Consider the following 12,970-nt stretch of genomic DNA (forward strand, 5'->3'; position numbering starts at 1 on the left):
CGCGGAGCCGCCCAGCCCTGATCCGCGCGGCCCGGCAGCCCGGAGGCCCTTCCGCTCCCCGGCCGTGGCGGGGAGCGGAAGGGCCTCCGGTCGTCACGAACCCAGGATCGAGGCCAGGAACTCCCCGGTCCAGCCGAGCAGTTCCCGTCCCACCAGCGGCCTTCCGCCGACCTTCGCGGTCTTCGGGCGCGGGACGAGGACCTGGTGGGCCGTCGGCTTGATGACGGTCCCCGGATACAGGCGCTTCAGACGCAGCTCCTGGGACTCCCTCAACTCCACCGGCGCGAAGCGGACGTTGTTGCCCTGGAGGACGATCTCGCCGACCCCGCAGGCCCGCGCGAGCATCCGCAGGCCCGCCACCAGGAGCAGGTTCTCGACCGGCTCCGGGAGCTTGCCGTAGCGGTCGACGAGTTCCTCGCGTACGGCCTTGACGTCCTCCTCCGTGTTCGCGGAGGCGATGGACCGGTACGCCTGGAGACGCAGCCGCTCGCCCGGCGCGTACTCGTGCGGGACATGCGCGTCGACCGGAAGCTCGATCTTGACCTCCAGCGGCGGCTCCTCCTCCACACCGCCCTCCAGGGAGGCGCGGTAGTCCGCGACCGCCTCGCCCACCATGCGGACGTACAGGTCGAAGCCGACGCCCGCGATGTGACCCGACTGCTCGCCGCCGAGCAAATTGCCCGCGCCGCGGATCTCCAGGTCCTTCATCGCCACGTACATGCCCGCGCCCATCTCGGTGTGCTGGGCGATCGTCGCGAGCCGCTCGTGGGCCGTCTCCGTGAGGGGCTTCTCCGGCGGATACAGGAAGTAGGCGTAGCCGCGTTCCCGGCCGCGGCCGACCCGGCCGCGGAGCTGGTGGAGCTGCGACAGGCCGAAGTTGTCGCCGCGCTCCACGATCAGCGTGTTGGCGTTCGAGATGTCGATGCCCGACTCGACGATCGTCGTCGAGACCAGCACGTCGAACCTCTTCTCCCAGAAGTCGACGACCACCTGCTCCAGCGCCTGCTCCCCCATCTGGCCGTGGGCCGTGGCGATCCGAGCCTCCGGGACGATCTCCCTGAGACGGGCGGCCGCCCGGTCGATGGACTCGACCCGGTTGTGGATGTAGAAGACCTGGCCCTCGCGCAGCAGTTCACGGCGGATCGCCGCGCCGATCTGCTTCTCCTCGTACGGGCCGACGAAGGTCAGCACCGGGTGCCGCTCCTCCGGCGGGGTGGTGATCGTGGACATCTCCCGGATGCCCGTGACCGCCATTTCGAGCGTACGGGGAATGGGGGTGGCGGACATCGTGAGGACGTCGACGTTGGCACGGAGCTTCTTGAGCTGCTCCTTGTGCTCGACGCCGAAGCGCTGCTCCTCGTCGACGATGACCAGGCCCAGGTCCTTGAACTTGGTCTCCGAGGAGAACAGGCGGTGGGTGCCGATGACGAGGTCCACCGAGCCCTCGCGCAAGCCCTCCAGGACCGCCTTGGCCTCGGTGTCCGTCTGGAAGCGGGACAGGGCGCGGACGTTCACGGGGAACTGCGAGTAGCGCTCGGAGAAGGTGCCGAAGTGCTGCTGCACGAGCAGGGTGGTGGGGACCAGGACCGCGACCTGTTTGCCGTCCTGCACCGCCTTGAACGCGGCGCGGACCGCGATCTCCGTCTTGCCGTAGCCGACGTCGCCGCAGATCAGGCGGTCCATCGGGACCGTCTTCTCCATGTCCTCCTTGACCTCGGCGATCGTGGTGAGCTGGTCGGGCGTCTCCGCGTAGGGGAAGGCGTCCTCCAGCTCGCGCTGCCAGGGCGTGTCGGCGCCGAACGCGTGGCCCGGGGCCGCCATCCGCGCCGAGTACAGCTTGATCAGGTCCGCGGCGATCTCCTTGACCGCCTTCTTGGCGCGGGCCTTGGTCTTGGTCCAGTCGGCGCCGCCCAGGCGGTGCATCGTCGGGGCCTCGCCGCCGACGTACTTGGTGATCTGCTCCAGCTGGTCGGTGGGGATGTAGAGGCGGTCGCCGGGCTGGCCGCGCTTGGCGGGGGCGTACTCGACGACCAGGTACTCGCGGGTCGCGGTCTGGACCGTGCGCTGCACCATCTCGATGTAGCGGCCGACACCGTGCTGTTCGTGGACGATGTAGTCGCCGGTCTCCAGGGTCAGCGGGTCGATCGTCTTGCGGCGGCGGGCCGGCATCCTGGCGCCGTCCTTGCCCGCCGCCTTCTGGCCGGAGAGGTCGGTCTCCGTCAGGACGGCGAGCCGCAGCGCCGGGTCGACGAAGCCGTAGTCGATGGAGCCGCACGCCACGTGCACGACGGAGGGGCCGAGCCCGGTGAGGTCGATGTCCAGGCGGGCGGCGATGCCCTCGCCGCCCAGCACCTCGACGGTGCGGGCCGCCGGGCCGTGCGCCTCGGTGACGTAGACCGTGTGCCAGCCCTCGGCCAGCCAGCCCTTGGTGTCGGCGAGCGCGCGGGCGGTGTCGCCGCGGTAGGTCTCGGGGGCGTGCATCCCCAGCTTGAGGGTGTCCCCCACGCCGCCGGCATAGGCGTCCGTGAGCTCCTCGTCGGCGGCGAACGGCGACACCGACCACCACATCATGTCCAGCTCGCGCGCCCGGTCCCGTACGTCCGCGATGGACCACAGGGAGGCCGCGCCGACGTCGATGGGTGCCTCGCCGCCCCCGGCCGTCGCCGCCCAGGACGCCTGGAGGAACTCCTGCGAGGTCGCGACCAGGTCCGAGGCCCGGGTCCGAACCCGCTCCGGATCGCACACGACGGTCATCGCGCCCTCGGGCAGGACGTCGAGCAGCAGTTCCATGTCGTCGACGAGGACCGGGGCGAGCGATTCCATGCCTTCCACGGCGATGCCCTCGGCGATCTTGCCGAGGAGTTCGCCCAGCTCCGGGTGGGCCTCGGCGAGGGCCTCGGCCCGCGCCCGGACATCCTCCGTGAGCAGCAGTTCGCGGCAGGGCGGGGCCCACAGGCCGTGCTCGGCGACCTCCAGCGAGCGCTGGTCCGCGATCTTGAAGTAGCGGATCTCCTCGACGTCGTCGCCCCAGAACTCCACCCGCAGCGGGTGCTCCTCGGTGGGCGGGAAGACGTCCAGGATGCCGCCGCGGACGGCGAACTCGCCGCGCTTCTCCACGAGTTCGACGCGGGAGTAGGCGGCTGCCGCGAGCGCCTCGACGGTCTCGCCCAGGTCGGCGGTCACTCCGGTGCGCAGGACGACGGGTTCCAGGTCGCCCAGGCCCTTGACCTGCGGCTGGAGGACCGAGCGGATGGGAGCCACGACGACGGAGACCGGGCCGGTCTCGGGGTCGTCGGGGCGCGAGTGGGAGAGGCGCCGCAGGATGGCGAGGCGCCGCCCGACGGTGTCGGAGCGGGGTGAGAGCCGCTCGTGGGGCAGCGTCTCCCACGAGGGGTACTCCGCGACGCCGTCCGGCGGGAGCAGGGAGCGCAGTGCGGCGGCCAGGTCCTCGGCCTCACGGCCGGTGGCCGTGACCGCCAGTACCGTACGGCCGGTCTCGCGGGCGAGCGCGGCGACGGCGAACGGGCGTGCCGCCGGTGGGCCGACCAGGTCGACATGCATCCGGTTGCCGTCGGCGGCGGCCCTCACCGCCTCCGTGAGGGCGGCGTCCTTGACGACGGCGTCGAGCAGACCGTGCAGGCTCATGAAGGGCTTCCATCCCGGGGAGTGGGCAACGCGAGACGCCCGACACGTGGGACGGGCCGGGGTCCTCCAGCCTACGACTCCGCGCCCGCCCACGCGTGACCGTCCGCGAGGGCCCACCCCGCTCCGGGGCGGCGGCCCGTCACCCGGCCCGCCCCGGACGCGCGGCGGGCCCGACGCGCGGCGGGCCCGGTCCGAGGAGAGTGTTCTCCTCGGACCGGGCCCTCCGGGGCCACCGCGACCCCCGTACGCGGTGACCCCTTCGACCGCCCGCCGAACGGCCGGGACCGGTCCTACTCGGTGGCGATCGCGTTCAGTACGTTCATCCGGCCCGCCCGGAACGCCGGGATCAGGGCGGCGAACAGGCCCACGAAGGCCGATCCGACGAAGACCCCGATGATGGTCGGCCAGGGGATGTCCAGGACCTTCAGTCCCTCCAGGGCCAGGAGCCGCTGGGCGGTGGCGCCCCAGCCCATGCCCAGGCCGAGGCCGAGCAGCGCGCCGAAGAGGGCGATGACCACCGACTCCATACGGATCATGCGGCGCAGCTGGCGGCGCGAGAGGCCGATGGCCCGCATCAGACCGATCTCCCTGGTGCGCTCGACCACGGACAGGGCGAGGGTGTTCACCACACCGAGGACCGCGACGATGATCGCGAGGGCCAGCAGGCCGTAGATCAGGTTCAGGAGCTGCCCGATCTGGTCCTTCATGGCCTGCTTGTAGTCGGTCTGGTCGCGGACCTGGTACTGCGGGTAGTCGTGCAGGGAGGACTTCAGGGCCTTGTACGCGCTGTCCTGCTGTCCGTCCTTGGCCGAGGCGAAGACCAGCTCGTCCAGCGGCATCTTGTCGGCCGGCACGTACTTGGCGAGCGTGGCGGTGGAGATGTACTTCGAGCCCTTGTCGATGACGGCGTCGCTGCTGGTGATGGCGCGGACCGTCAGGTTCGCGGTGGCGCCGTCCTTGAAGGCGACCTTGATCTTCGACCCGAGGTGGATGTCGTGGTCCTTGGCGAACTTGTCGTGCACGGACATCGAGTCCGGCAGGTAGGCGTCCTTCAGGTCGCCGGCGACGGTCTTGGTCCGCAGGTCGGTGGCGTACGACGGGTCGGCCGCCGTGATGTCGGTGTTCTTGAGCGTCTTGCCGTCGGGGGTGGTGTAGTCACCCTCGGTGACCCGGTACTCGGTGACCCGGGACAGCCCCGGCGTCTTCTTCACGGCCTGCGCGGCCTGCGGGGTGATCGGCTGACCGCCGTCGTTCTGGATGATGAAGTCGGTGCCGACGGTTTTGTCGAGCTCGTCGGTCGCGGAGGCGACCATGGAGGAGCCGACCACCGACAGGCAGGCGACCAGCGCGAGACCGATCATGAGGGCGGCGCCGGTGGCGCCGGTGCGGCGGGGGTTGCGCAGGGCGTTGCGTTCGGCCAGGCGTCCCACCGGGCCGAACGCCCGCAGCAGGACCGCGCCCAGGACGCGCACCACGCCGCTCGCGAGCAGCGGGCCGATGACGACGAACCCGAGCAGGCTGAGCACCACGCCGAGGCCGAGCCACATGGAGCCCTCGCTCGCCTTGGTGGCGCCGGCGGCGAGGTAGAGGCCGAGGCCGCCGGCGCCGGTGAGGAGCAGACCGAGCACGGCCCGTACGACTCCGGCCTTCGCGTCGGCCGGGGCGCCGGCGTCGCGCAGGGCGGCCATCGGGGAGACCTTGCCGGCCCGGCGGGCGGGCAGATAGGCCGCCAGGACCGTGACGACGATGCCGAGCACCATGCCGATCACCGGGGTCGTCCAGGCCACCGTCAGGTCGTCGGTGGACAGGTTCATGCCGGTCATGCCCATGAGCTTCATCAGGCCGACGGCGATGCCGATGCCCGCGCCGACACCGAGGACGGAGCCGACCGTGCCGAGGAGCAGTGCCTCGATCAGGACCGAGCGGTTGACCTGCTTGCGGCTGGAGCCGATGGCCCGCATCAGACCGATCTCGCGGGTGCGCTGGGCGACGAGCATCGAGAAGGTGTTGATGATCAGGAAGATGCCGACCAGGAAGGCGATCCCGGCGAAGCCGAGCATCGCGTACTTCATGACGTCCAGGAAGCCGCTCACGTCCTGGCTGTTGGCGTCGGCGGTCTCCTTGGCGGTCTGCACCTTGTAGTGGCCGCCGGTCGCGGCCTTCACGTCCTGCTTGAGCCGGGCGTCGCCGACTCCGGCGGCGGCGGTGACGTTCACGTTGGTGTAGACGCCGGTCTGCCCGACGAGCGTCTTCTGGGCGGTCGGCGTGTCCAGGTAGAAGATGGCCGCGCCGGGGTTGGTGACGGTGAAGTGCGCGATGCCGGAGATCTTCGCGGTGTGCGTGCCGACCGCGCTGATCACGCCGATCTCGTCACCGAGTTTCAGGTGGTGCTTGTCGGCGGTGTCCTCGTCGACCATCACCTGACCGGAACCCCTGGGCGCCGCACCGGAGGTGACCTTCATCGTGCGGGCCTCGTTGGCGTTCCAGCTGCCGACGATGGTGGGCGCGCCGCTGGAGGGCGACAGGTTGTCCTTGTCGGCGTCGACGACGGTCACGGCGCTGGAGAAGACCGCGCCCTCGGCCGACTTCACGCCCGGCGCCGACCGCACCTGGTCGAGCACCGAGGCGGGCATGACCGGCGGTCTGCCGTTGCCGGACGTCGTCTCACCGGTGTCCGAGGCGCTCTTCGCGCTCACGGTCACATCGGAGGAGGTGGCCGCGAACAGCTTGTCGAACGTCGTGTTCATCGTGTCGCTGAACACGAGCGTCCCGCAGACGAAGGCCACCGACAGCAGGACGGCGACGGCCGACAGGGCCATGCGTCCCTTGTGCGCGAAGAAGTTGCGCATCGAGGTCTTGAGGACGGTCATGACGTCCGCCCGCGGGAGTCGAAGTCCTTCATGCGGTCCAGGACCTGATCGGCCGTCGGCTGGTGCATCTCGTCGACGATCCTGCCGTCCGCGAGATACAGCACACGGTCCGCGTACGAGGCCGCGACCGGGTCGTGCGTGACCATCACGATGGTCTGGCCCAGGTCGTCCACCGAGCGCCGCAGGAAGCCCAGCACCTCGGCGCCGGCCCGGGAGTCGAGGTTTCCGGTCGGCTCGTCGCCGAAGATGATCTCGGGCCGGGCCGCCAGGGCCCGCGCCACCGCGACGCGCTGCTGCTGGCCGCCGGAGAGCTGGGTCGGGCGGTGCTTGAGCCGGTCGCCGAGTCCGACGGTCTCCACGACCTGGTTCAGCCAGGCCCGGTCGGGCTTGCGGCCCGCGATGTCCATCGGGAGCGTGATGTTCTCCAGGGCGTTCAGCGTCGGCAGCAGGTTGAAGGCCTGGAAGATGAAGCCGATCCGGTCCCGGCGCAGCTGCGTCAGCTTCTTGTCCTTGAGCCCGGTGATCTCGGTCTCGTCGAGGAAGATCTGGCCGGAGGTGACGGTGTCGAGTCCGGCGAGGCAGTGCATCAGAGTGGACTTGCCGGACCCCGAGGGGCCCATGATCGCGGTGAACCGGCCCCGCGCGATGTCCACGTCGACCTGGTCGAGGGCGACGACGCGGGTCTCCCCGGACCCGTACGCCTTGACGACCTGTCGCGCCCGCGCGGCGACGGCCGTACGCCCTCCAGTGCCCTCGTGCCTGGGAATGCTTACAGCCGATGTCACGGTATGTCTCCTAAGTCGGCCGGCAGGGGGACCTGCCGGGCTGCGAAAGTCTGCGAGCGGGTGCGACGGGCCGCGGAGGTCCGCGCTGTTCGGACGCGGTGCGCCGGCCACGTCCTCAAGTCTGGTGCCGTGAGGGGGTCGGCCGCGCTGGTGCACGGCCCCGTCTTCTGCTGGGGAAAACCCCACCCCCACCGGTGCGGTTCGTCCGACCGGAGGGCGCCCCCGACGACGTAAGACCAGGTTAAGAACGGCTTCGGCCCGTCTCATCCTCCGACGGGACGAACCCTCCCCGAGCCCTGGTACGGAGATCCCCCTAGGGGTTCTCCACCCTCCGGTGGACAACCCCTCGGGGTCGGGTCCACCCCTGGGCCCACACAGCCTCCACCCTCCCCCGACGTGAGGCTCAAGTGGGAAGCTGGCAACGGCAGATGGATGCAGGGGGAAGGAATCCCGTGGGCGAGGGCGACACCGGGACACCGGTCGTACGGGAGCACGCCGCCCGCCCGGGCCGGGCCGAGACCCGGCGGCGGCGCGCCGTCGTCGCCGCGCTCATGCTGGCGATGGGGCTCGCCGCGCTCGACTCCACCGTCGTGTCCACCGCCGTCCCGCAGATCGTCGGCGACCTCGGCGGCTTCTCGGTCTTCTCCTGGCTGTTCTCGGGCTACCTGCTGGCCGTCACGGTCACGCTCCCCGTCTACGGAAAGCTCTCCGACACCTTCGGCCGCAAACCGGTCCTCGTGGCGGGCGCCTCGCTCTTCCTCCTCGGCTCGCTGCTCTGCGCCGGCGCCTGGAACATGGCCGCGCTCATCGCCTTCCGCGTCGTCCAGGGCCTGGGCGGCGGCGCCCTCCAGGGCACCGTGCAGACGCTCGCCGCCGACCTGTACCCGCTCGCGGAACGCCCGAAGATCCAGGCCAAGCTGTCCACCGTGTGGGCGACGTCGGCCGTCGCGGGTCCCGCCCTGGGCGGAGTCCTCGCGACGTACGCCGACTGGCGGTGGATCTTCCTCATCAACCTGCCGGTCGGCGCTCTCGCGCTGTGGCTGATCACCCGTCATCTGCGCGAACCGCGGCGGGCCGCCCCGGACCGGCGGCCGCGCATCGACTGGGCGGGCGCCCTCGCCGTGTTCGCCTGCGGCGGTGTCCTGCTGACCGCGCTGGTGCAGGGCGGTGTCGCCTGGGACTGGCTCTCGGCCCCCTCGATCGCCCTGTTCGCGGCGGGAGCGTGCCTGCTCGCCGTCGTCGTGGCCGTGGAGCGGCGGGCCGCCGAACCGATCATCCCGGGCTGGGTGTGGCGCCGCCGGACGATCGCCGCGGTCAACCTGGCGCTCGGGGCGCTGGGCCTGCTCATGGTCGCGCCCACGGTCTTCCTGCCCACCTACGCGCAGGCGGTCCTCGGCCTCGCCCCGGTCGCCGCCGGATTCGTGCTCTCCGTATGGACGTTGAGCTGGCCGCTGTCGGCGGCGCTGAGCCAGCATGTCTACCGCCGCATCGGCTTCCGCGACACGGCCGTGCTCGGCATCGGCGCGGCGGGCCTGCTCCTGCTCGCCTTCCCCTTCCTGCCCTACCCGGGCGAGGCGTGGCAGCCCGTCGTGCTGATGCTGCTGCTGGGCGGCGCGCTCGGACTCTTCCAGCTCCCCCTGATCATCGGCGTCCAGTCCACCGTCGGATGGGCCGAACGCGGGACGACCACCGCCTCCGTCCTGTTCTGCCGGCAGACCGGACAGACCCTCGGAGCCGCCCTGTTCGGCGCCGTCGCCAACGGGGTGCTGGCCGCGCGGCTCGGCGGTGCCGGCGATCTCGACGCGGTGACCCGGGCACTGAACTCGGGTGCTCCGGCCGGACCGTTGCGGAGCGCGGTCGCCGACGCGGTCCACGCCGTCTATCTGGGCGCCGCCGGTGCCGCCGCCCTCGCCTTCCTGGTCCTGCTGTTCGTCGCGCCGCGCCGCTTCCCGGTCCTCGACGACCCCACGGACTGACCCCGGCCGCCGGTCCTCGGCGACCCCGCGCACCCGCAGCCGAAATCAGGCGGAAGGGGACGTGCCGGTACATCGAAGCCCGTCGCCACCGACGCCCACGCCTCACCAACGGCGACGGGCTGATGCACCGGCACGGCCCCGCCCCACCCACGGGACCCACCCCAGCCCTCCGCCCGGCACCCGCTTCCCCACGCGAAAACCGGAGAACCTCCAGGGCTGCTCCAGGAGAACTCCACAGGTAAACGCGGGTAACACCCCAGGTCACCGAAGTAAGCGCGTACCGACCGCCCAGTTCGGCGAAAGGGTCGCGCGGCCCCACTACCTACGAGTAGCGTGCGCGCTGCTCACCCCCCGCTCCCTGCGGTCCCGCCCCGGACCCGAGCCACGCAAGGAGAACCGGGATGCCCGACGCGTTCTCGTCCCCCGAGCACCCCCGGCCACGCCGGCAACAACCGCACCACAGCCCCTATCCACCGCCCCCGCCCCAGTCCCCGTTCCCGCGAGCACCCCTGTACCAGCCGTACCCGCCGTACCCGGAGGACCCGGAGGACGCCGGCCACCCCGGATACCCTCCGCCCGGCTCCGACCCGGCCCCCGACCCCGGCCGGCTGACCTACCCCTGGCAGCCCCGGCCCCGGCCTCCCGAGCCCGAGCGACCGCGCAGGCCGCGCCACCAGCCCCTCGGACAGCACAGCGACATCAGACGCCTGCGCGGTGCCTACCGCCGTCAGCGCCGCGTCGCGACCCTCACCGCCCTCGGCTACTTCACCCTCTTCCTCATCCTGTCGGCCTTCGCGCCCTCGCTGATGACGAGCACGGTGTCCGGCGGACTGTCGACCGGCCTCCTGCTCGGCCTGCTCCAGGTCCCCGTCACCTGCCTGGCCATCGCTCTGTACGAGCACTCGGCGCGCCGGCGCCTCGACCCGATCGCGGACCGGATCCGCAGACAGAGCGAACTCGACGCGAAGCGGGAGGCGGCACGATGACGGGGTTCACCACTTCCGCACAGACCATGTCGCTCGTGGCGTTCACGGCCGTCGCGACCATCACCCTGCTGCTGTGCGTGATGACCGGCCCGGACCGCGACGACCTCGACGAGTTCTACACCGGCTACGGATCGCTCTCCCCGATGCGCAACGGCCTCGCCATCGCCGGGGACTACATCTCCGCCGCGAGCGTGCTCGGCACCGGCGGCGTCATCGCGCTGGCCGGCTACGACGGCGTGGTCCTCGCCCTGAGCACGGCCCTGTCCCTGGTGCTGCTGATGTTCCTGCTGGCCGAACCGCTGCGCAACGCGGGCCGGTTCACGATGGGCGACGCGCTCGCACGCCGTATGCCGGGCCGCGCCGTCCGCAACACGGCCTGCGCGGTGACCGTCGTGGCGCTGCTGCCGCTGATGCTGGTCCAACTGGCGGGCGCGGGAGACCTGCTGGCCTTCATCCTCGGCTTCTCCGCCGACTCCCTGAAGACCGGCTGCGTCATCGGCCTCGGTGCGCTGATGATCAGCTACGCGGCGATCGGCGGCATGAAGGGCACCGCCCTCATCCAGATCCTGAAGATCGTGATGCTGCTCGGCTCGGGCACGGTGATCGCCGTACTCGTGCTTCAGCGCTTCGACTGGAACCCCGGCACCCTGCTGGCCGCCGCCGCCGGCAACAGCGGGGTGGGCGACGCCTACCTCCGCTCCGGCCTCCAGTTCGCCGGCGGTGCCAGCCCCCGCCTCGACATGATCACCTCGGAGCTGACGGTCGTCCTCGGCGGCGCCTGCCTCCCCCACATCACCATGCGCATGTACACGGCGGACAGCGCCCGCCAGGTGCGCAGGTCGCTGTCCTGGGCGGTGCCGTGCGTGGCCCTGTTCGTCCTGATCGTCAGCGTCATCGGCTTCGGCGCCACGGCCCTGATCGGCCGTGACGTGATCGCCGCGGCCGATCCCCAGGGCAACACGGCCTATCTGCTGGGCTCCCGGGCGGCCTTCGGCACCTCCGTCTCCGCGGCCGAGACCCTCCTGTTCACCACCGTGACGACAGCGATCTTCCTCACGCTGCTCGCGTCCGTCGCCGGGATGATCCTGGCCTGCGCCAACTCCCTCGCCCACGACATGTTCGCCCACAGCCGGCTCTTCCGCGGCCGCCGCCGCGACGACCAGCTCTCCCCGCGCCGCGAGATGCTCCTCGCCCGCATCTCCGCGCTGGCGGTGGGGGCACCGGCCATCCTGCTCGCCACCCTCGTCCAGCATCACAGCCTTCAGCCGCTGGTCACCCTCTCCTTCTGTCTGGGCGCCTCCGCGATCGCGCCCGCACTGGTCTACGGCCTCTTCTGGCGCCGCTACACCCGCGCGGGCCTCCTCGCCACCCTCATCGGCGGCACCCTGACCGTCCTCGTCCTCATGCCCGGCACGAACCTCGTCTCCGGCTCCCCCACCGCCGCGTTCCCGAACGCCGACTTCAACTGGTTCCCGTTCACCACGACCGGCATCGTGTCGATCCCGCTGGGGTTCGCCTACGGGTGGATCGGAACGGTGGTCTCGGGCCGCCGCAAGGCGGGCGAACAGCGCAAGCAGTACGAGGCGGTGGAGGGGTGGATCCTGGCGGGGGCGATACGCCGGGGGCGATGAAGCCGGACGGGACGACGGCGCGGTGAGAACCGGCCGAGGCGACGGCCCGGTGCCGGCTACTCCGCCGGGGCGCGCCCGGTGAGCGACGTGAGACTGCTCCGTACGTGGTCCATATGGGCCCGTACGTGATCCCACTGCTCCGCGTGCTCCCGCAGCACCCGATCGGTCTCCCGGGCGATCCGCTCCTCACTGACCCGGGCCTCGGCGACCAGACCGGCCGCGCGCGCCGCCGCGTCCTCCTGTTGGTGCCGGTCCCCCTCCCGCGCCTCCGCGAGGACCCGTTCGGCCCGGGCGAGCGACTCGGCGGCCCGTGCCTCGCGGTCGAGCAGCCCGGCCTCGGACGCGGCCTCGCGTTCGGCGGCGGCCCGCTCGAACTCCGCCCGCCGCGCGGCGTGCTCCGTCTCCTGCCCGGCGAGAAGGACCTCCGTCCGCCGCCGCACCTCGCGCAGCACCGTGAGCACCTTCCCCCGGTTCTCCTTGATGTCCCGCCGCGCGGAGACACGTACCTCGTCGGCCTCGGCTCGCGCGTCGGCCAGCCGCCGCAGGGCCCACTCCTCCGCCGCCGAGCGCACCTCGTCGGCGTACGCCTGCGCCGCCTCCCGCACGTCACGCCCCACCGCCTCGGCCGCCTCGGCCTCCGACCGGGCCTCCTGGCGGGCCTCCTCCCGCAGGGCCCCGGCCTCCTGCTCGCCGAGCTCGAAGATCCGCCGCGCCCGCTCGCCGAGTTCCTCGTACGTCTGCGGGGCCAGCCGCGTCACGGCCTCCCGCAGCCGTTCCGCCTCGGCCTCCATGTCCCTCGCCAGCACGGTGAGCCGGGCGGCCCGCTCCCAGGCGGCGTCCCGGTCCCGGGAGAGCGCCGCGGCGTACGCGTCGACCTGTTCGGGACGGTAGCCGCGTCCCCGTACAGCCACGAAGCCGTACGGCGACACCGGTGTGCTGCTCATCCTTGGACCCCTCTCCGCCCGACACACACGAAAAGACGATTTCGCGCACATCTTGATGGATCACGCGGAAGTGTTCATAACGCGACACTCCGCCCGCCCATTCGGCCGGAGACGGGTCACCGGCGTGTCATTC

7 protein-coding genes are annotated in these 12,970 nt (G+C 71.7%); 3 read left to right on the forward strand and 4 right to left on the reverse strand.

The features are described 5' to 3' along the window. Positions 1–93 precede the first annotated feature (93 nt). The 3 genes from mfd to ACF07B_RS14980 form a co-directional block, all read right to left on the reverse strand. Positions 94–3,645: a transcription-repair coupling factor gene (gene mfd, locus ACF07B_RS14970; protein ID WP_392179266.1), complete on the reverse strand. Its 3,552-nt coding sequence runs from the start codon at positions 3,643–3,645 to the stop codon at positions 94–96. 290 nt (positions 3,646–3,935) lie between these two features. Further along, positions 3,936–6,515 (reverse strand): ABC transporter permease, encoded by a 2,580-nt coding sequence (locus ACF07B_RS14975; RefSeq protein ID WP_369484877.1) that lies wholly within the window; start codon positions 6,513–6,515, stop codon positions 3,936–3,938. Continuing rightward, positions 6,512–7,300, reverse strand: coding sequence for an ABC transporter ATP-binding protein (locus tag ACF07B_RS14980; protein WP_369484878.1), 789 nt, complete (start codon positions 7,298–7,300; stop codon positions 6,512–6,514). Before ACF07B_RS14980 ends, ACF07B_RS14975 begins: the two co-directional genes overlap by 4 nt. Positions 7,301–7,728: 428 nt before the next feature. Between ACF07B_RS14980 and ACF07B_RS14985 the strand changes: the two genes are divergently transcribed. From ACF07B_RS14985 to ACF07B_RS14995, 3 genes are all read left to right on the forward strand, one after another. Next, positions 7,729–9,276 (forward strand): MFS transporter, encoded by a 1,548-nt coding sequence (locus ACF07B_RS14985; protein ID WP_392179267.1) that lies wholly within the window; start codon positions 7,729–7,731, stop codon positions 9,274–9,276. 401 nt (positions 9,277–9,677) lie between these two features. Continuing rightward, a complete protein-coding gene (locus ACF07B_RS14990) occupies positions 9,678–10,262 on the forward strand; it encodes a DUF485 domain-containing protein (protein ID WP_369484880.1) in 585 nt (194 codons plus the stop codon). Next, a complete protein-coding gene (locus ACF07B_RS14995; protein WP_362408848.1) occupies positions 10,259–11,893 on the forward strand; it encodes a cation acetate symporter in 1,635 nt (544 codons plus the stop codon). Before ACF07B_RS14990 ends, ACF07B_RS14995 begins: the two co-directional genes overlap by 4 nt. 56 nt (positions 11,894–11,949) lie before the next feature. Here the strand turns inward: ACF07B_RS14995 and ACF07B_RS15000 are convergent, their stop codons facing one another. After that, on the reverse strand, positions 11,950–12,837 hold the full coding sequence (locus ACF07B_RS15000; protein WP_392179268.1) for a cellulose-binding protein: 888 nt from the start codon (positions 12,835–12,837) through the stop codon (positions 11,950–11,952). Positions 12,838–12,970: the final 133 nt, after the last annotated feature.

This window comes from Streptomyces sp. NPDC015532, assembly GCF_043078065.1.
In the GTDB taxonomy this organism is placed as follows: domain Bacteria; phylum Actinomycetota; class Actinomycetes; order Streptomycetales; family Streptomycetaceae; genus Streptomyces.